Origin of the sequence: Promicromonospora sp. AC04, assembly GCF_003058225.1 — a bacterium.
GTDB lineage: Bacteria > Actinomycetota > Actinomycetes > Actinomycetales > Cellulomonadaceae > Promicromonospora.
In genome coordinates this window covers 83,019-101,039 of sequence record NZ_QBUG01000009.1, presented here as the reverse complement: position 1 = coordinate 101,039, position 18,021 = coordinate 83,019, and the positions used below count along the sequence as shown (strand labels likewise).

Genomic DNA, 18,021 nt, shown 5'->3' with positions numbered 1-18,021 from the left:
TTCACCCTGTCGTGCAGGTGAGGCACCTGGCGAAGACGGAGAGACGACGTGACGAACGACCGGCGAACCGCCCAGCGGGCCGACATCCAGGCCCTGCGGGCGGTGGCCGTGCTGGCCGTCGTGCTGTTCCACCTGTGGCCCAACCGGCTCGCGGGCGGATATGTGGGCGTCGACGTGTTCTTCGTGATCTCGGGCTTCCTGATCACCTCGCACATCGTGCGGGACGTCGAGGCCGGCCGGTTCTCGGTGACCGAGTTCTGGTCCCGCCGAATGCTGCGGCTGCTGCCCGCCTCGCTGCTGGTGCTCGCGGTGACCGCCATCGGCGTCTGGGCGCTGGCCCCGCTGCAACACTGGGAGCAGTGGTTCCGCGAGATCGCGGCCGCCGGGCTGTACGCGCAGAACTGGGTGCTGGCCGGTGACGCCGTGGACTACATGGCTGCCGAGAACGTGGCCTCGCCGGTGCAGCACTACTGGTCGCTGTCGGTCGAGGAGCAGTTCTATCTCGTCTGGCCGCTGCTCATCGGCCTGTCCCTGCTGGTCGGACGACGGCTCAGTCCCGCCCCGTGGTCCGCGTCCAGGACCGGCTCCGGGACCAGCTCCAGGACCGAGCGCGTGCCTCGTAGCTGGAGCCGGGCGGGACGACGGGCGTCGTGGCGGCCCGCGGCGGCCGGCGTGCTCGCCCTGGTCGTGGTTGCCTCGCTGGTCACGTCGGTGGTTTGGACCAGCACTGACCAGGCCTACGCCTACTTCATCACCCCGACCAGGGCCTGGGAGTTCGGCGTGGGAGCGCTGCTGGCCTTCGTGCCCGCTCTGGGCCGGGGCCGCACCGCGACGTCCCGCGCAGCAAAAACTTCAGGCACAGCCAAGACTTCAGGCACGACCAAGGCTTCGGGCGCCGCTGTTCCCGGCCACAAGGCTGCTGTCACAGCGTGGGCAGGGCTGGCCCTCATCGTCGTCTCCGCCGTCGTCTTCACCGGGGCCACCCCGTTCCCCGGGGCCTGGGCGGCCGTACCTGTGCTGGGCACCGTCCTGGTCATCTGGGCGCAGGCCACCGACCGGCTCACCACCCAGCTCGCCGGCCTGGCGCCGGTGCAGTTCCTGGGCGACGTGTCCTACGCCGTGTACCTCTGGCACTGGCCGCTGGTCGTGCTGGTCCCGCACGCCACCGGGCACGACCTGCGCACCCTCGACAAGCTGGCGATCCTGGCGGTCACGATCCTGCTCGCGTGGGCCACCCGCCGCTGGATCGAGAAGCCCGTGCTCCGACACCGGCACCGATTCAAGCCCTGGGCTACGTTCACCAGCGCCGCGGTGGTCGGTTCCCTCGTCGTCGGCGCGGCGCTGTTCGGGGTGCACACCGCCCGGGAGCACGTACAGACCGAGCTCGCGGCCGCCGCCGAGGCGACTGCCGCCGAGTGCTTCGGCGCCGCCGCCCGCCCACCGCACGGCGAACCGTGCACCAACCCCGACCTGGTGGGCACAGCTGTCCCCGCCCCCGAGGTGGCCGGCGACGACATGCCCGCACCGTTCTCGGAGGGCACGGACAAGTGCCCGGGAACGAGGCGCGAGGGCGTGGACCCGGTGGCGTGCGAACGCGGCGACCGGGGCAGCGACGTCCGGATCGCGCTCGTCGGCGACTCGCACGCCGCGCACTACTCGACCGCATTCGTCGAGGCCGCGGAGGCCAACGGCTGGGCCCTGGACATCTACATCAAGGCCGGTTGCCCGTTCTCCGACGTCATGCGGGTCCAGGACGAGGTCCTGACCACCGCGTGCATCGGGTGGGTCGACCGGGCCCAGCAGGTGCTCGCCGACGCCGGCTACGACCTCGTGGTGACCTCGCAGCTGAGCGGCGTCGACTGGGTGCCGCCCGCCGACCAGGCGCCCGCCGGCACGACGCCGGGCACCAACCCAGGCGCCACACCCGAGGCGTACGCCGAGGACGGCCTCGCATCGCTCTGGGCGCGACTTGCCGACCAGGGCCTGCCCGTCGCGGCGATCGCCGACGTACCCAAGCCGGACCCGACGGTGATCGACTGCCTGACCGCCCCGGACGTCGACCTCGCCGCGGACTGCCGCGCGCCGCGTGCCGGGGCGACGCGGCCGTTCGACCCGCAGCCGGGCGCCGTCGAGCGGCTGAGCCGGCCGGACGTCACCCTCATCGACTTCACGGACGTCTACTGCGAGGCCCGCGAGTGCCTTCCGGTGATCGGCGGCGTCACGGTCTACCGCGACGACAACCACCTGACCGACACCTTCGCCGGCACCCTGGCCCCGTACGTGGCGGACGCGATCACGCCGCTCCTGCGGCAGGCCGGAGCCTGAACACGCCTGGACCTGAGCACAACGGGTCCGGCCACACCAGACCTGAACGCACACAACTGAGCACACCGGGTCCGACCACACCAGACCTGAGCGCACCCAACATAGGCAAGCGGTCCTGAGCACACCCAACCTGCGCCCGCACAAGAGTCGAGCCCGCCGGGACCAGGTCCCGACAGGCTCGACCACCAAAGATCAGACCGCGACGATCAGACCGGGCGCGCAGCCTCGATCTCGACGGCCGGCAGGTGCCTGGCCGGCAGGGTCTTCGGGCGCCACGACTCCCGGGTCTCCTCGAACGCGGCGATCTTGTCGGCCTGCTGCAGGGTGAGCCCGATGTCGTCGAGCCCCTCCATGAGCCGCCACCGCGTGTAGTCGTCGATCTGGAACGGCACCGTGACGTCGTCGGCCGTGGCGGTCTTCGCCTCCAGGTCGACGGTCACCTCCGTACCCGGCTTGGTCTCCAGGATCTTCCACAGGATCTCGATGTCCTCGGGCGAGACGACGCCCGCCACGAGGCCCTGCTTGCCCGAGTTCCCGCGGAAGATGTCGGCGAACCGGGAGGACAGCACTACCCGGAAGCCGTAGTCCTTGAGCGCCCAGACGGCGTGCTCGCGCGAGGAGCCCGTACCGAAGTCCGGCCCGGCCACGAGCACGGACCCCGCGGAGTACGCCTCCTGGTTCAGCACGAACGACGGGTCGCCCCGCCACGCCGCGAACAGCGCGTCCTCGAACCCGGTGCGCGTGACCCGCTTGAGGTACACGGCGGGGATGATCTGGTCGGTGTCCACGTTGCTGCGCCGCAGCGGAACGCCGACGCCGGTGTGGGTGGTGATCTTCTCCATGATCAGTGCTCCTCTCAGCCCAGCGCGGGCCGGCTCGCGCCGGACCCGATCGCAACGGGCATCGGCAGGTCGACGACGGACTCGCCCAGCGGGGACGCGCCCACGCCGTCGAGCGGCGAGCCGTCGAACGTGGTGATGTCGATGGCCTCGGGCAGGTCCAGGTCGCTGACGCTGGAGAGCGTGCCCCGGATCGCCGTCGCCGCGGCGACCAGCGGCGAGACCAGGTGGGTGCGCCCGCCCTTGCCCTGCCGCCCCTCGAAGTTGCGGTTCGACGTCGACGCCGAACGCTCCCCCGGTGCGAGCTGGTCCGGGTTCATGCCCAGGCACATCGAACAACCGGCGTTGCGCCACTCGGCGCCGAACTCCTTGAAGATCACGTCGAGGCCCTCGGCCTCGGCCTGCAGCCGCACGCGCGCCGAGGACGGGACCACCAGGACCCGCAGGGACTCGGCCTTGTGCCGGCCCTTGACCACCTTCGCGACCGAGCGCAGGTCCTCGATGCGCCCGTTGGTGCAGGAGCCGATGAACACCGTGTCGACGTGGATGTCGCGCAGCGGCGTGCCGGCGGTCAGGCCCATGTACTCCAGGGCCTTGGCGGCGGTCTCGCGCTCGCCCTCGTCGGCGATGTCCGCCGGGACGGGCACGGACGCCGACAGCGGCAGGCCCTGGCCCGGGTTGGTGCCCCAGGTGACGAACGGCTCCAGGTCGGCCGCCTCGAGCACCACCTCGGCGTCGAACTGCGCGTCGTCGTCGGACCGCAGGGTCTTCCAGTACTCGACGGCGGCGTCCCAGTCCTCGCCCTCGGGCGCGTGCGGGCGGCCCTTGAGGTAGTCGAACGTGGTCTGGTCCGGCGCGATCATGCCGGCGCGCGCGCCGGCCTCGATCGACATGTTGCAGATGGTCATGCGGGCTTCCATGGACAGCGCCCGGATGGCCTCGCCGCGGTACTCGAGCACGTAGCCCTGCCCGCCGCCGGTGCCGATCTTGGCGATGATCGCCAGGATGATGTCCTTGGAGGTCGCGCCCGCGGGCAGCGTCCCGTTCACCGTGATCGCCATGGTTTTGAACGGCGCCAGCGGCAGCGTCTGCGTGGCGAGCACGTGCTCCACCTCGGACGTGCCGATGCCGAACGCGAGCGCGCCGAACGCGCCGTGCGTGGAGGTGTGCGAGTCGCCGCACACGACGGTGAGGCCGGGCATGGTCAGCCCCAGCTGCGGTCCCACCTGGTGGACGATGCCCTGGTCCGCGTCACCGAGGCTGTGCAGCCGGACGCCGAACTCCTTGGCGTTGGCGCGCAGCGTCTCGATCTGCGTGCGGCTCGTCGCGTCGGCGATCGGCCGATCGATGTCGAGCGTGGGCGTGTTGTGGTCCTCGGTCGCGATCGTGAGGTCGGGTCGCCGCACCTGCCGTCCGGCGAGGCGTAGTCCTTCGAACGCCTGGGGGCTCGTGACCTCGTGCACAAGGTGCAGGTCGATGTAGAGAAGATCAGGCGAGCCACCCTCGCCTCGACGCACCAGGTGCGCTTCCCAGACCTTCTCCGCCAGCGTGCCGGCCATTGCGGTTCGCCTCCCTGTAACTACCTCTGTCAGAAACAACTTTGGGCCTCGACTTGCAATCTCACGTTCCGAGACGGCAATATCGCGGTATGGACGATACTAGCGGAGTCGGCGTCTTGGACAAGGCGGCGTCCGTCCTCGGGGCACTCGAGGCCGGCCCGGCCACCCTGGCGCAGCTCGTCTCCTCCACCGGCCTGGCTCGCCCGACGGCGCACCGCCTGGCCGTGGCACTCGAGCACCACCGCCTCGTGGCAAGGGACATGCAGGGCCGTTTTGTGCTGGGTCCGCGCCTCAACGAGCTGGCCACGGCCGCCGGTGAGGACCGCCTGCTGGCGGCTGCGAACCCCGTGCTCATCGCGCTGCGCGACCACACGGGCGAGAGCGCCCAGCTCTACCGCCGGCAGGGCGACCACCGCGTGTGCGTCGCCGCCGCCGAGCGTCCGGTAGGCCTGCGCGACTCGATCCCCGTCGGCGCGACGCTCAGCATGAGCGCCGGCTCCGCGGCCCACGTGCTCCTCGCCTGGGAGGAGCCGGACCGCCTGCACCGCGGTCTGCGCGACGCGACCTTCACGGCCACGATCCTCTCCGGCGTCCGACGCCGGGGCTGGGCCCAGTCGGTCTCGGAACGTGAGCTCGGTGTGGCGTCGGTCTCCGCGCCGGTGCGTGGCCCGTCGGGCCGTGTGGTGGCCGCCGTCAGCGTGTCCGGGCCCGTGGAGCGCCTCTCCCGGCAGCCCGGCCGGCTGCACTCGGCCGCCGTCGTCGCCGCTGCGAACAAGCTCACCGAGGTGCTGCATCGTTCGGGTGAGTAGCCTTCGTCCGCCACCCGGAAACGTCGGAGCGGTGCGCGCGGCGTGTGCGGCCGGTGAGCGGTCCGTGAGCGTTGCGTCGCCACGCCGGGCCAGGTGATTCCCCTGCTCCCGGTCCTGAAAGTACTCTTTTGCGAGACGTGTGCACACCAGGGGCGCACGCGCCCATGCCGTGAGGAATCCGATGCCGCCTAGGGTAAGGCTCATCATCATCTGGCTCGTGGTGATCTTCCTGCTGTACTCGATCATCAACGACCCCGAACGCTCCGCTGACGTCGTGCTTGCCCTCTGGGACGTTATCTGGGGAGCCATCGCGAACATCGGCCGGTTCTTCGAGGAGCTCTTCACCGGGACCTTCGGCCGCTGACCACGTAGGGTCGGCGGCGAGGACGACCGCACCCATCCGACCGCACCCCGGGGAGACCCGCATGAGCGCCACCGCGGACTTCATGATCCGCAACCGCGCCCTGCAGCGGTACATCCTCGCGAACGAGAAGATCGTCATCGCCACGCACCGGCACTGGGCCATGTTGTGGGAGCCGATCCTCACGACCGCGGGTGCGTTCGTGCTGGCCATCTCCATCCTGGTGACGGTGGACCCCGGCGTCCGCGACGGGCTGGCGTGGCTGTGGCTCCCGTTCCTCGTCCTGGGCGGACGGCTGCTGGTCAAGTGGCTGAACTGGCGAGCCGAGTGGTTCGTCATGACCGATCGCCGGCTGATGCTGCTCACCGGTTTCGTGGTCCACCGGGTGGCGATGATGCCGTCCGAGAAGGTGACCGACCTCGGTTACGAGCGCACCCCGATGGGCCAGCTGTTCGGCTACGGCACCTTCATCTTCGAGACCGCCGGGCAGGACCAGGCACTCGACCGGGTCACCTGGATCCCCCGGCCCGACGCCCGGTACCGCCTCATCATTGCGACGCTCTTCCACCCGGACGCCGCCGACGCCGAGGCTGCCGCCCAGTCCAATCCCGACATCCGGCCGCAGGCCGCGCCGTCGGCCGAGTCGCCGGCTTCCGCCCCGCCGCCCGCCCTCATGCCAAGGATCGGGCGGCGCAGCAACCCCCCGACGCAGCGCATCGCGATTCCGATGGTGCGGGACGGCGCAGTTCCGGGCGGCACTGGCCCGGGGAGTGCCGGCCAGGGCAGTGCAGCCCCAGGCAGCGCAGCCCTAGGCAGTATCGCCCCGGAAAGCAAGGTCCCGGACAGCGAGGACGCCGCTCGTGTCACCTGGTCGAGGACAGGGGCCGGGGCGACGGCCGCGGCGTCGGGCACCAGCGGCATTCTGGCCGGCCGGACCAAGGACGGCGCAGGCAGCGAGCACGTGCCCGGCGGGCCGACCGCCGACCTGGACGCCGCCGAGGTTCGGCCGAGTCCGTTCATCGAGGGCGGCAAGGACCCGAAGATCCGCTGACCCGAGGCCGAGGGCAGGAACGGCGAAGGCCCGGTCCACGTGGACCGGGCCTTTCTGCTGTACCCCCAGCGGGATTTGAACCCGCGTTACCGCCGTGAGAGGGCGGCGTCCTAGGCCGCTAGACGATGGGGGCCTGAACGAATCCTCCGGCCGGAGCCGGTGGACTGCGTACCCCCAGCGGGATTTGAACCCGCGTTACCGCCGTGAGAGGGCGGCGTCCTAGGCCGCTAGACGATGGGGGCCTGAACTACCGGTTACGGACCGGTTGCCGGTGAAAACCGTAGCGCACCAGGCGGCCGACTCGCGTCGACTTTGGGTGCGCTGCGTTCTGCGCTGGGGTACCAGGACTCGAACCTAGACTAAGTGAACCAGAATCACTCGTGCTGCCAATTACACCATACCCCAAGGGGGTATGACCGCCCGGAATACACCTGTCTCCGACAGGCTTTCCGTGGAGGCCTTACCGCTGGAGAACACTACCTGACCTCGGACGGTGGGCAAAACGGAATGGGGGTGCTGTCCGTCACGCGCTTCCGAACTGGTCGGTGATCGCGCCGTAGCCCAGGGCAGCCGGGAGGTCCGCCAGCGTCTCGATCACCACGACGCCCGCCGCCCGCAAGGCGTTCGGGTCCTGCGGGTCACGCTGCAGGGCAGCACGCAGCGCGTCGTCGGGCAGCGCGGAGCCCGAGGACGCAGAGCCCGACCGGGCAGGGCCCGACGGCGCAAGGCTCGACGGTGCAAGGCCGGACTGCGCAGAGCCGGACGACGCAGAGCCGGACTGCGCAGGGCCGCCGTAGCCCGGACCCCTCCGGTGACCCGCCCGGTCCAGCCAGACGCCCGTCAGGCCCGCGTCGTGGGCCGCCAGCGCGTCCACCGTCGGCTCGTCGCCGACGTATGCGGTCCGGGACGGCTCCGTGCCCAACCTCCGCGCCCCCTCGAGGAACACGCGGGGATCCGGCTTGCCGAACCCGAGCGTGTCGACCCCGACCAGCACGGGCAGGTCGGCCAGCCCGGCCACCTTGAGCTTGCGCTCCTGCAGCTCCACGGCGGCGTTCGTCACCACACCGACGCGGATACCCGCGGCGACGACGGCGTCGATGGCGGCCCGGGCGTCGTCGTGCGCGGTCCAGGACTGCTCGAACGTGCCCCAGAACAGCGCGTCCCACGCCTCGAAGGACGACTCCGTGACGGGCGCGGCGCCGAACGTCTCGTGCAGCAGCGCCGCCCGGTGCCGGCGCTGCGTCAGAAGGTCCATCTCGCCTCGCGTGTAGCGGCTGTAGTAGCCGCCCGGGTCGGTGCGCCAGTGCGACAGGATCTCCGGATCGCGCTCGGGCGAGATGTGCGGCAGGTGCTCCGCCCGCACGGCCGCGAGCGCCCGCGCAAAGGCCCCTTTGGTGTCGACGAGGGTGTCGTCGACGTCGAACAGGATGCCGTCCATCGTCATGCCGTCTCTCCCTCTGCCGGGCCGGCGGCCGCCGGGTTCATCACCGGTGAGTCCGTCACCGCCGGGTCCATCACCGCCGGGTTCATCGCCGCCGGACCCATTCCCGCCGGGTCCATCACCACTGAATCTGTCACCACTGGGTCCGTCACCACCAGGGCGGGCCTGCGCCGTCGTGCCCACCACAGGAGCGCGGCTGCGGTGACGACGGTGACGCCGATGCTGACCGCACCGTCGACGGGCGCCACCTCGGTGATCAGGAGCGAGTCCTCGAGCGTGTCGTAGGCGATCGCGAGGCCGAACGCCAGCAGGTTGTTCGCCACGTGCAGCGCGACGGCGCACTCCAGCCCGCCCGTCCGCCACGCGAGCAGGCTCGCGATCAGGCCGAACACGAGCCGGTCAGCGAACAGCCAGGGGTTCTGCGTGCCGTGCGCCAGCGCGAACAGGAGCCCCGTCACGACGGCGGGGACGACGACGGCGAGCCACCGCCACCGCAGCCAGCTCCCTATCCACTGCGACAGCCAGCCCCGGAAGAAGTACTCCTCACCGGCCGCCTGCAGCGGCGTGGTCAGCAGGATCACGACAGCGAGCGCGAGCCAGTCGGACGCCGGGGTGAGCGGCCACCAGCCGGACTCGTCGGCGCCCGAGCCCGCGCCGGAGCCGTCGTCGGCCGGTAGCCCCAGCTGCGTGAGGAGGAGGTCGCTGCCCAGGGTGAGCGGCACCAGGAGCAGCAGCGCGACGCCGAGCCCACCGAGCAGCAGGCGCCAGCGCACGCGCCCGGCCACCGACGACACCAGCCCCGCCCGCTTGGCCTGCGCCCAGGTCGCGACCAGGGCGAGCGGGATCCCCAGCGCGAGCCCGAGATTGGTCACGAGGAGCCCGGCCGGCGAGGCGAACCAGGCGTCGGTGACCGACGACGGGTCCGGCAGCTGCACGCCCAGCGACTGCGCCACGACAACGACGAGCGCGTACACCAGCATCGCCCCGAACAGCAGGACCGTGCCGGCCGCGATCACGCCCACCCCAAGCAGCGGCCGCCACCACCGGTGCCACGGCCCACGCAGGGCCTGTGGGTACTCGCGCGGGGCGTGGGTTGTCCTCATGGAGGGCGGCGCGGCGTCAGGCGTCATGGCGTCGGTCACGCCCGACACGCTAGTCCAGACCCCGGACGGGTGCGGCGAGCGTCCCGCACGAACGGAGCGCCGCCGACCAGCCGGTCGGCGGCGCTCCGGCTCACGCCAGGACTCACTCCGCCCCGGCGGCCACCTCGGTGGCGGTCTCGGCGAGGCGCGCCAGCGCCGCGTCGACACGGGCGAGCGTACGCTCCCGGCCGAGCACCTCGAGCGACTCGAAAAGCGGCAGGCCGATCCGACGGCCCGTCACCGCTACGCGCACGGGAGCCTGCGCCTTGCCCAGCTTCATGCCGTGCTTCTCACCGACCGCCAGGACGGTGTCCTTGAGGGACTCGGCGTCCCAGGCGGCGTCGGCGAACGCGGTGCGCACGTCGGCCAGGAGCTCGCCGGCGCCCGCCTTGAAGGCCTTGTTCCAGGAGTCCTCGTCGATCAAGGGCTCGTCGAGGAACAGGAAGTCGACGTTGTCCGTGATCTCGGACAGCAGGGCCACCCTGGAGTGGGCCAGCGGCGCGACGGCGTCGAAGACCTTCTGGTCGAACTGCTCCTCGGTCCACGGGGCGCGCGGTGCGTGCAGCCAGGGGCCGCACGCCTCGGTGAACTCGGGCACGCTCAGGGCGCGGATGTACTCGCCGTTGAAGGCCGTGAGCTTCTTGATGTCGAAGAAGGCCGACGACGAGTTGATGTCCTCGACGCGGAACCGGCGCACCAGCTCCTCGAACGGGAGGATCTCCTCGTCGTTGCCGGGTGCCCAGCCGAGCAGCATCAGGTAGTTGACCATGGCGTCGGGCAGGATGCCCTCGGCGAGGTAGTCCTCCAGCGCCACCTTGTCACGGCGCTTGGAGAGCTTCTGGCGCTTCTCGTTGACGATCACCGGCATGTGCGCCCACTGCGGCGGGGTCTGGCCCAGGGCCTCCCACAGCAGCTGCTGCTTCGGTGTGTTGGGCAGGTGCTCCTCGGCACGCATGACGAGGGTGATGTTCTCGTCGATGTCGTCCACGACGTTGGCCAGGAGGAAGACCGGCGAGCCGTTGCCGCGCGCGATGACGAAGTCCTCGAGGGTGCTGTTCGGGAACGTGGGGTTGCCGCGGATCAGGTCCACGACCTGGGTCTCGCCCTCGTCGGGCGTGCGGAACCGCAGCGCCCGGCCCTCGGCGTACTCCAGGCCGCGGTCGCGGCAGAAGCCGTCGTAGCCGGTCTGCTTGGTGCCGATCCGCGCCGTCAGGTCCTCACGGGTGCAGTCGCAGTAGTACGCCTTGCCCTCGGCGAAGAGCCGCTGGGCGGCCTCCTGCTGGATGCCCGCGTTCTCGGACTGGAAGTGCGGCCCTTCGAACGCCGGGTCGTCCTTGCTGATCCCCAGGGCCTCCATGGCCGACAGGATCCCGTCCACCCACTCGGGCTGGTTCCGCGAGGCGTCCGTGTCCTCGATGCGCAGCACGAACGTGCCACCCTGCTGCTTCGCCACTGCCCAGTTGAACAGCGCGGAGCGGGCGCCACCCACGTGGAACATGCCGGTCGGGGACGGCGCGAAGCGGACACGGACGGGAGAGCTGCCAAGAGCGGGGAAGGTCACGGGACCAAGCCTACGGCGTGGGACTGACACGGCTCCGCGCAGCCTGTTCCCGCCGATCACCGACCAGGAGCCCGACGGCGAAGGTCAGCCAGACGGGGATCTGCACGCCGGCGGCCTCCAGGAGGATGAGCATGTTGAACCCCGGGTCGCCCGGCTGCATGGACGCGGCGATGCCGGCGTAGATGATCCCCAGGACGACGACGGTCAGGCCGAAGGCCAGGCCCAGCGCGGCCCAGGCACTGTTGACGCCCAGCAGACGGAGCAGGCCGACGGCGATGAGAAGCACCGCGAGCACGACGGCCGTCGCCACGAGTGCCGCCAGGAGGACCACCAGCAGGGCGACGCCGACCTCGATCACCCCGACGCCGCTACCGGTGGCGAACACCAGGTACAGGATCAGGTACACCACGGCGCTGACGCCGACCGCCATCGGCGTCAGAACGCGGAACCGCCGCATGGTCTCCATGACTCATGGTGACCGGTACACGCCGGAACGGCCACGAATACCGCGGCGCGGGCCAGCCGCGGCCGGGGCGCCCACGTATCTCCGCAGGTCAGCTCCCCGGAAGCTCGTCGTGCCGCACACGGAGGGGCTCGACGAGGAAGCGGTCCTCGTCCTCGAACGTCACGGGTTCGGTGCGCCAGCCCGGCCCGGCGAAGGCAGCGACCGCCGCCTCGTCCCGCCATCGGCTCACGTACGTCAGGGTGTCCGGCCCGACGACGATCTCGTCGCCCAGGAAACCGTCGAGCGTCGCGAACTCCTTGGTCCCGCTCTCGATGAAGGCACGGAACTCATCGAGCATTCCTGGCCGTACCAACGCGGTGGAGGATCGAATGATCATGCGACGATCATGCTCCACCGAACCGCACCCGGGACAGGACCACAAGCTCGGTCAGGTCGGGGTTTGGCAGTGCGTCGACGTCCCACCAGCGCACCTCCAGCGACTCGTCCGAGACGGCGGGTTCGGCGCCCGGCCCCGCCACCGCGACGAACCGCACGTCCAGGTGGTGTACCGGGCGTGCGGCGTCCCCCGTGCCCGGCCGGCAGAACGGCACTTCGTGCTCGTCGAGGTGCACCGGCACGGGGTCGAACGACAGCTCCAGCCCCGACTCCTCGCGCGCCTCCCGCTCGGCGGCGTCGGCCAGCGTGCGGTCCCCGGCCTCCAGGTGCCCGCCGAGCTGGAACCATCGCCGCGCCTTGGCGTGCAGGGTGAGCAGCACTCGGGCGCCGTCGTGCGACAGCACGAGGGTCGACGCCGTCAGGTGGTCGGGGACGCAGTCGCGGAACACTCCGCTGCCAGCACCCGCACCCGCGCCCGCGCCCGCGCCCGCGCCCGCGCCCGCGCCCGCAGAAGGATCGTGCGCCTCGAGGTGCGTCACGTACCGCGCCCGGAGGCGCTCCTGGTCCGGCGTCGGCCCGGTCCAGGAGCGCAGCGTCGCCAGAGCGTCGCCGTGCAGCGCGGCACCGGCGTCCGCCAACACCCCGGTCAGCGTCTCGGACGCCACCTCAGTTACGCCGCACCACCGGGTTGGACAGGACGCCGAGGCCCTCGACCTCGCACTCGACCCGGTCGCCGTGGTCGATCTTGCCGACGCCCGCCGGCGTTCCCGTGAGGATGATGTCGCCGGGCAGGAGCGTCATGGCCTCGGAGATGTACGACACGAGGAACGGCACGTCGAACACCATGTCCCTGGTCCGGCCGTCCTGGCGCGGCTCGCCGTTGACGCGCGAGCGCACGCCGACGTCCTCCGGGTCGATGTCCGTGTCGATCCAGGGGCCCAGCGGGCACGAGGTGTCGAAGCCCTTGGCGCGGGCCCACTGCCCGTCGGTCCGCTGGGCGTCGCGCGCGGTGACGTCGTTCGCGACCGTGTACCCGAGGATGTACGAGCCCACGTTCTGCGGCGTGACGTCCTTGCAGACCTTCGAGATGACGACGGCCAGCTCGGCCTCGTACGAGACCTCCTGCGTGAAGTCCGGCAGCACGATCGGGTCGTCCGGGCCGACCACCGCGGTGTTCGGCTTGAAGAACAGCAGCGGGCTGGTCGGGACGTCGCCGCCCATCTCCTTGGCGTGGTCGGCGTAGTTCTTGCCCACGCACACGATCTTGGAGCGGGGGATCACCGGGGCGAGCAGCCGGACGCCGTCGCCCAGCTCGATGCGCTCGCCGGTCGGCATGGCCGGCATGTACATGGGGTCGCCGCCCAGGACGGCGAGGAAGGTCTTGTCGCCCTCCTGCTGGACGAGGGCGAAGCGGGGGTCGTCTCCGGTGGTAAATCTCGCGATGCGCACGTGCTCAACATAACCGCTTGGTTGTGGGCGCGATCGTTGCGACTGCCCGTCCGTTTTAGGCGCAACGATCGCACCCACAACCAAGAGCGGGTTACGCGCGGGCCAGGACCTCGCCGTTGAGGACCGCGAACCAGCCGTCCGGGGCGGCCGCCCACTCGCGCCAGCCCTGGGCGAGCTGTTCGAGGGCGACGTCGTCCGCGAGCGCCGAGTCCTTGGCCTGCACCGCGAAGTTGGACTGGGTGCAGCGCTCGGCCCACAGGCCGCCCCACCAGGTGCGGTCGTCGGGGGTGGCGTAGCACCAGACGCTCGCGCCGGGCTCGATGGCGGCGGGGTCGAACCCGGCGTCCCGCACCCAGGAGGCGAGGCGGCGGCCGGCGTCGGGCTCGAAGCCGTAGGTGTGCGTGACCTCGTGGTACAGCATGTTCCACTCGGTGAGCTCCGCGGACTCCGGGTACCAGGCCATGGCCTCGTAGTCGGCGTCGCGCACCGCGACGAACCCGCCCGGCTTGGCGACGCGCTTCATCTCGCGCAGGGCGGCGACCGGGTCGGACAGGTGCTGCAGGAGCTGGTGGGCGAAGACGACGTCGAACGAGTTGTCCTCGAACGGCAGCTCGTACGCGTTGGCGTGCTCGAAGCTGATGTTCTTGGTGCCGTGCGCGTCGGCCAGGCCGCGGGCGGACTCCAGCACGTCGTCGGACGCGTCCACGCCGACGACGCTGCCCTGCGTCAGCCGCTCGGCGAGGTCGACGGTGACGGTGCCGGGCCCGCAGCCGACGTCGAGCAGCGTCATGTCGGAGAGCAGGTGGGGCAGCAGGAACGCGGCGGAGTTGGCCGCCGTCCGGCGCCGGTGCGAGCGCAGCACGGACTCGTGGTGCCCGTGCGTGTACGACTCGGACTCCTTGGTCAGGTCCTTCACCGCACCCGGGTTGTTCTGGTCGTGGCTGTTCAGGCTCGACCGGCTGCTCGGCGCGTCGACCGCGTCGATCGGGTCGGTCCCCGCGGGCTTGGCCCGGTCGCGGGCCGTGCCGCTGGTCCCCACGCTCGCGGTGTCGTTGAGCCTGTCGCTGGGCGCGTCGGTGAACCTGTCGCCGAGCTTGTGGCTGGGCGTGTCACTGCGGGCCATGTCGTGCTCGTTGGCGCTGCCGGTCATGGCCGCACTGTATGTGGGCCGCACGGCGCCGCACATCTGCGTTCTCATCCCTCGGGACGGTCAGTCCGGCGGTAGCCTGGCATATCGACGGCGATCGGCCCGACGGCGTGGCCCGCGCGCATCGGCGTCGGCGACACGGAATGATTCGCGCATGCCCACGTCTGACCAGCCCTCAGCAAGGTCGTCCACGGCCTCCCGCAGCGCCGTCCGGGGAGCCCTCGACCGGATGGGCCGCAACCTGCTCGGTGGTCCCGGTCGGGTGCCCGGGGCGGATATCGCCCGGGGGATCGCCGTGCTCGGGATGTTCACGGCGCACGTGGGCGTCACCTCCGACGACATCGGCACGCTGGAGGGCTGGCTGAGCCTGGCGCACGGCCGCTCGTCGATCCTGTTCGCCACCGTGGCCGGGCTGTCCCTGGCGCTGTTCACCGGCGGAGCCAACCCGCTGACGGGCGACGCGATGCGCACCGCGCGCGCCCGGATCCTCGTCCGCGCCGTCCTGCTGCTGGCGCTGGTCGCGGTGCTCGACCTGCTCGGGGGGCGCGTGCTGCTCATCCTCGGGTTCTACGCCGCGTACTTCGTGCTGGCGCTGCCGTTCCTGCGCCTGCCGCCCATGCGGCTCGCTGCCGCCGCGGTGATCGTCGCGGTGATCGGCCCGTTCCTCGTGTACTACGGGCCGGAGGCGCTGGCGCGGGCGGGCCTGCAGGCGCCGCGCGACGGTTCGGGCGCGGCCACCGACTTTCTCCTCACCGGCCACTACCCGGCCCTGGTCTGGATGGCGTACGTGCTCGCCGGGCTGGCGGTGGGGCGCTGCGACCTGCGGTCGCCGACGCTGCGCCTGGGCCTGGTCGCCGGCGGGTTCGGGCTCGCCGCCGTCAGCTCGGTCGCCTCGGCAGCCCTGGTCGCCGACGCCGGAGGCCTCGAGGCCATCGACAGGCTGCTCGGCATGACGTTGTCCCAGAACCTCGCGGAGCCCCCCGCGTGGTCCGACCCCTGGCCACCGCTGGCGGGCCTGTACCTGGAAGGGCCGCACGACGACACGATGTTCGAGGCACTGGGGTCCGGCGGGTTCGCCCTCGGCGTGCTCGGGCTGTGCCTCCTCGTCGGGGGCCGCGGCACGGCTGGTGCCTGGGGCGACGGTCGTGGCACCCGGCAGGTCGCGCGGCGGGTGGTGCTCGCGGTGACCGCCCCGCTGGCCGCCGTGGGCGCCATGGCGCTGACGGTCTACTCCGCGCAGCTCGTCGTCATCTGGTGGTGGGCCCGCACCGGCGTGGACCTGCTCACCTACCCGAGCAACGAACCGCTCGGCGTGATGGTGCTCAGCGCCCTGGCCGCGGCCACGCTGTGGCGGGCGCTGTTCGGGCGTGGCCCGCTGGAGCGTGTGTTCGCGCGGATCACGCGGACGGCGTTCCCGACACCGGAACGTGCGCCGGACACCACGCCGGACACCGCGCCGGAACCGACGTCAGACCACCCGCTCAGAACTCCACCCGACCGACGATCGTCGTGACGGTGTCGCCGCCGACCCACACCTGGCCGTCGGGCCGCTTCTCGACGTGCACACGGCCGCGGCGGCCCAGCGCCGTCCCCTGCGACGCGATGTACGACGACGGCAGCACGTCCCCGGCGAGCCACTGCCCGAGGCCTGCGTTGAGGCTGCCCGTCACCGGGTCCTCCCCCACGCCGATCGACGGCACGAACGCGCGCACCTCAACGGCGGGCTCGACCCCGGCGTCGAAAGCCGAGTACTCGCCCACGACACCGACGCCGTACTCGCCGACCACGCCGAGCTTCAGGTCCCCCATCGCGACGAGGTCGGGCTCCAGCGCGAGCACGGTCTCGGCGTCGCGCAGCTGGACCGCCACCCAGCCGGGGCCGTTGTCGACCCAGGCCGAGCGGACGACGTCGGACACCTCGATGCGCAGCGACCGCGCGATCTGCGCGACGTCGGTGTCGGCGACCGCACCCGACCGGATCAGGGGCGGGCCCGCGAAGGCCAGCCGGTGCCCGTCGCCGACGGCGTCGCGCCGCAGCCGCACGAGGCCCACCCCGCACTCCTGGACCACGTCCTGCCCGCCGGGTTCGCCCCCGGCCTCCAGCCAGACGTGCGCGGTGCCGAGCGTCGGGTGCCCGGCGAACGGCAGCTCGCCGCCAGGCGTCCAGATCCGCACGCGGTAGTCGGCGCCGGCGGCCCGCCCGGCGTCCGTCGGGTCGAGCAGGAACGTGGTCTCCGAGAGATTGGTCCACCGGGCGAACGCGGCCATCTGGTCGTCGGTGAGACCCTCCGCATCGTGCACGACGGCGACGGGGTTGCCGCCCGTCGGAAGCGGTGAGAAGACGTTGACCTGGCGGAACGGGAGGCTCATACCGACCAACGCTACCTACGCGGAGCGGGTGGCTCCGCCCGGGCTTCGGCCGATCCCGAGCCCGAGCCGAGCGAGCCGAACCTCCGCCGGGCTTCAGGCCGGGAAGATCTCGTCCAGCTCCGCGAGGTCCTCCGCCGTCGGCGTCCACGACCAGGCGCTGGCGTTGGCCCGCACCTGCTCGGGCCGGGTGGCCCCCGCGATCACCGACGTCACCTCGGGCCGGGACAGCAGCCACGAGAACGCGACGGTCGTCTCGGTCACGCCGCGCTCCCGGCAGAACTCGCCGAACCGGTCCAGCGCCGCCCACGGCGCGGTCTCCAGCAGGTCGCGCTTCGAGGTCACCAGGCGGGAACCGTCGGGCCGGGCGCCGCCCGAGTACTTGCCGGTGAGCAGGCCGTTCGCCAGGGGAAAGTACGGCAGGACGCCGATCCCGTACGCCTTCGCCGCGGGCAGCACCTCATGCTCCACGCCGCGGGCCAGCAGCGAGTAGTGGTTCTGCGCGGAGACGAACCGGGTGCCGGAACCCATCGACCGGGCCACGTGCTCGGCGTCCGCCACCTGCCAGCCCTTGAAGTTCGAGTGGCCCACGTAGCGGACCTTGCCGGAACGGACCAGGTCGTCGAGCGCGGCGAGCGTCTCGTCGATCGGGGTCGCCGGGTCGGGCGTGTGCAGCTGGTACAGATCGATCCAGTCCGTGCCGAGCCGGCGCAGCGACTCCTCCGCGGCCCGCACGATGTACCGGCGCGAGCCGCGGGCCCCGAAGTCCGCCCCGTTCACGCCGCGCATGTCGAGCCCGAACTTCGTGGCGACCAGCACGTCGTCCCGCCGGCCCTTGAGCGCGGCGCCGAGCAGCTCCTCGGACAGGCCGGGACGGACGCCGTACCGGTCGGCGGTGTCGAAGAAGGTCACGCCGGCGTCGATCGCGGCGTCGACCAGGGCCGTCGCACCCTCCCCGGTCTCGGTGGCGGTGCCGGTGCGGCCGAGGTTGTTGCACCCCAGGCCGACGACGGGAACGGACAGGCCGGAGCGCCCGAGGCGGCGCAGAGGAAGGTCGGACATGCCCGCACCTTACGACGGCTCCCGGAGGGCTTCCGCCACCCGGTCGCTCACCGGGGAGCGGGCCGCGC

The 18,021-nt window shown here is 71.7% G+C and carries 17 protein-coding genes and 3 tRNA genes; 5 read left to right on the top strand and 15 right to left on the bottom strand.

Going from position 1 to position 18,021, the window contains the following annotated elements; all coding sequences use genetic code 11:
- Positions 1 to 48 precede the first annotated feature (48 nt).
- Complete coding sequence (locus C8K30_RS31375; protein WP_108495042.1) at positions 49 to 2,325, top strand: acyltransferase family protein; 2,277 nt, start codon at positions 49 to 51, stop codon at positions 2,323 to 2,325.
- 206 nt (positions 2,326 to 2,531) lie between these two features.
- On the opposite strand, the gene leuD is transcribed toward C8K30_RS31375, so the two are convergent.
- Positions 2,532 to 3,167, bottom strand: a complete 636-nt coding sequence (gene leuD / locus C8K30_RS22005; protein ID WP_108495041.1) for a 3-isopropylmalate dehydratase small subunit — start codon at positions 3,165 to 3,167, stop codon at positions 2,532 to 2,534.
- A 14-nt stretch (positions 3,168 to 3,181) separates the two neighbouring features.
- The gene (leuC, locus tag C8K30_RS22000; RefSeq protein WP_108495040.1) at positions 3,182 to 4,723 is read right to left on the bottom strand and encodes a 3-isopropylmalate dehydratase large subunit; all 1,542 of its coding nucleotides are present in this window, start codon (positions 4,721 to 4,723) and stop codon (positions 3,182 to 3,184) included.
- A gap of 89 nt (positions 4,724 to 4,812) precedes the next feature.
- Here leuC and C8K30_RS21995 point away from each other — a divergent pair, with 89 nt between their 5' ends.
- The 3 genes from C8K30_RS21995 (at position 4,813) to C8K30_RS21985 (ending at position 6,944) form a co-directional block, all read left to right on the top strand.
- Entirely contained in the window at positions 4,813 to 5,532 is a 720-nt protein-coding gene (locus C8K30_RS21995) for an IclR family transcriptional regulator (protein ID WP_026365378.1), read from the top strand.
- A 181-nt stretch (positions 5,533 to 5,713) separates the two neighbouring features.
- Complete coding sequence (locus C8K30_RS21990) at positions 5,714 to 5,896, top strand: hypothetical protein (RefSeq protein ID WP_108495039.1); 183 nt, start codon at positions 5,714 to 5,716, stop codon at positions 5,894 to 5,896.
- 61 nt (positions 5,897 to 5,957) lie between these two features.
- Positions 5,958 to 6,944, top strand: a complete 987-nt coding sequence (locus C8K30_RS21985) for a PH domain-containing protein (protein WP_108495038.1) — start codon at positions 5,958 to 5,960, stop codon at positions 6,942 to 6,944.
- 60 nt (positions 6,945 to 7,004) lie between these two features.
- Here the strand turns inward: C8K30_RS21985 and C8K30_RS21980 are convergent.
- From C8K30_RS21980 to C8K30_RS21930, 11 genes are all read right to left on the bottom strand, one after another.
- Positions 7,005 to 7,077: transfer RNA gene (locus C8K30_RS21980), tRNA-Glu, on the bottom strand.
- Between the two features lie 36 nt (positions 7,078 to 7,113).
- Positions 7,114 to 7,186 (bottom strand) — tRNA-Glu (locus tag C8K30_RS21975).
- Between the two features lie 91 nt (positions 7,187 to 7,277).
- Positions 7,278 to 7,349: transfer RNA gene (locus C8K30_RS21970), tRNA-Gln, on the bottom strand.
- Positions 7,350 to 7,467: 118 nt separating this feature from the next.
- Positions 7,468 to 8,388, bottom strand: coding sequence for an HAD family hydrolase (locus tag C8K30_RS21965; RefSeq protein ID WP_199230630.1), 921 nt, complete (start codon positions 8,386 to 8,388; stop codon positions 7,468 to 7,470).
- Entirely contained in the window at positions 8,385 to 9,527 is a 1,143-nt protein-coding gene (locus tag C8K30_RS21960; protein WP_146197557.1) for a CPBP family intramembrane glutamic endopeptidase, read from the bottom strand. The genes C8K30_RS21965 and C8K30_RS21960 overlap by 4 nt, the downstream gene beginning before the upstream one ends.
- A gap of 103 nt (positions 9,528 to 9,630) precedes the next feature.
- Positions 9,631 to 11,088 (bottom strand): glutamate--tRNA ligase, encoded by a 1,458-nt coding sequence (gene gltX / locus C8K30_RS21955; RefSeq protein WP_108495036.1) that lies wholly within the window; start codon positions 11,086 to 11,088, stop codon positions 9,631 to 9,633.
- Positions 11,089 to 11,098: 10 nt separating this feature from the next.
- The gene (locus tag C8K30_RS21950; protein WP_108495035.1) at positions 11,099 to 11,554 is read right to left on the bottom strand and encodes a hypothetical protein; all 456 of its coding nucleotides are present in this window, start codon (positions 11,552 to 11,554) and stop codon (positions 11,099 to 11,101) included.
- A gap of 88 nt (positions 11,555 to 11,642) precedes the next feature.
- A complete protein-coding gene (locus C8K30_RS21945) occupies positions 11,643 to 11,930 on the bottom strand; it encodes an antibiotic biosynthesis monooxygenase (RefSeq protein ID WP_146197556.1) in 288 nt (95 codons plus the stop codon).
- 7 nt (positions 11,931 to 11,937) lie between these two features.
- Positions 11,938 to 12,594 carry an NUDIX hydrolase gene (locus C8K30_RS21940; protein ID WP_233257363.1) on the bottom strand — a complete coding sequence of 219 codons (657 nt, stop codon included), beginning with the start codon at positions 12,592 to 12,594 and terminating at the stop codon, positions 11,938 to 11,940.
- 1 nt (position 12,595) lies between these two features.
- A complete protein-coding gene (locus C8K30_RS21935) occupies positions 12,596 to 13,378 on the bottom strand; it encodes a fumarylacetoacetate hydrolase family protein (RefSeq protein WP_108495033.1) in 783 nt (260 codons plus the stop codon).
- Between the two features lie 91 nt (positions 13,379 to 13,469).
- Positions 13,470 to 14,285, bottom strand: a complete 816-nt coding sequence (locus C8K30_RS21930) for a class I SAM-dependent methyltransferase (protein WP_165919512.1) — start codon at positions 14,283 to 14,285, stop codon at positions 13,470 to 13,472.
- 394 nt (positions 14,286 to 14,679) lie between these two features.
- Between C8K30_RS21930 and C8K30_RS21925 the strand changes: the two genes are divergently transcribed.
- Positions 14,680 to 16,038, top strand: a complete 1,359-nt coding sequence (locus tag C8K30_RS21925; protein WP_108495032.1) for a heparan-alpha-glucosaminide N-acetyltransferase domain-containing protein — start codon at positions 14,680 to 14,682, stop codon at positions 16,036 to 16,038.
- On the opposite strand, the gene C8K30_RS21920 is transcribed toward C8K30_RS21925, so the two are convergent.
- Together C8K30_RS21920 and C8K30_RS21915 are read right to left on the bottom strand one after the other, a co-directional pair.
- Positions 16,007 to 16,894: a PhzF family phenazine biosynthesis protein gene (locus tag C8K30_RS21920; RefSeq protein ID WP_108495031.1), complete on the bottom strand. Its 888-nt coding sequence runs from the start codon at positions 16,892 to 16,894 to the stop codon at positions 16,007 to 16,009. The genes C8K30_RS21925 and C8K30_RS21920 overlap by 32 nt on opposite strands.
- 93 nt (positions 16,895 to 16,987) lie before the next feature.
- Entirely contained in the window at positions 16,988 to 17,953 is a 966-nt protein-coding gene (locus C8K30_RS21915) for an aldo/keto reductase (RefSeq protein WP_108495030.1), read from the bottom strand.
- Positions 17,954 to 18,021 lie beyond the last annotated feature (68 nt).

Bases quoted from the DNA above. Each gene is read 5' to 3' on its own strand.
- leuD (WP_108495041.1), bottom strand. From the start codon at position 3,167: ATGGAGAAGATCACCACCCACACCGGCGTCGGCGTTCCGCTGCGGCGC.
- leuC (WP_108495040.1), bottom strand. From the start codon at position 4,723: ATGGCCGGCACGCTGGCGGAGAAGGTCTGGGAAGCGCACCTGGTGCGT.
- C8K30_RS21995 (WP_026365378.1), top strand. From the start codon at position 4,813: ATGGACGATACTAGCGGAGTCGGCGTCTTGGACAAGGCGGCGTCCGTC.
- C8K30_RS21990 (WP_108495039.1), top strand. From the start codon at position 5,714: ATGCCGCCTAGGGTAAGGCTCATCATCATCTGGCTCGTGGTGATCTTC.
- C8K30_RS21985 (WP_108495038.1), top strand. From the start codon at position 5,958: ATGAGCGCCACCGCGGACTTCATGATCCGCAACCGCGCCCTGCAGCGG.
- C8K30_RS21965 (WP_199230630.1), bottom strand. From the start codon at position 8,388: ATGACGATGGACGGCATCCTGTTCGACGTCGACGACACCCTCGTCGAC.
- C8K30_RS21950 (WP_108495035.1), bottom strand. From the start codon at position 11,554: ATGGAGACCATGCGGCGGTTCCGCGTTCTGACGCCGATGGCGGTCGGC.
- C8K30_RS21945 (WP_146197556.1), bottom strand. From the start codon at position 11,930: ATGATCATTCGATCCTCCACCGCGTTGGTACGGCCAGGAATGCTCGAT.
- C8K30_RS21925 (WP_108495032.1), top strand. From the start codon at position 14,680: ATGCCCACGTCTGACCAGCCCTCAGCAAGGTCGTCCACGGCCTCCCGC.
- C8K30_RS21920 (WP_108495031.1), bottom strand. From the start codon at position 16,894: ATGAGCCTCCCGTTCCGCCAGGTCAACGTCTTCTCACCGCTTCCGACG.
- C8K30_RS21915 (WP_108495030.1), bottom strand. From the start codon at position 17,953: ATGTCCGACCTTCCTCTGCGCCGCCTCGGGCGCTCCGGCCTGTCCGTT.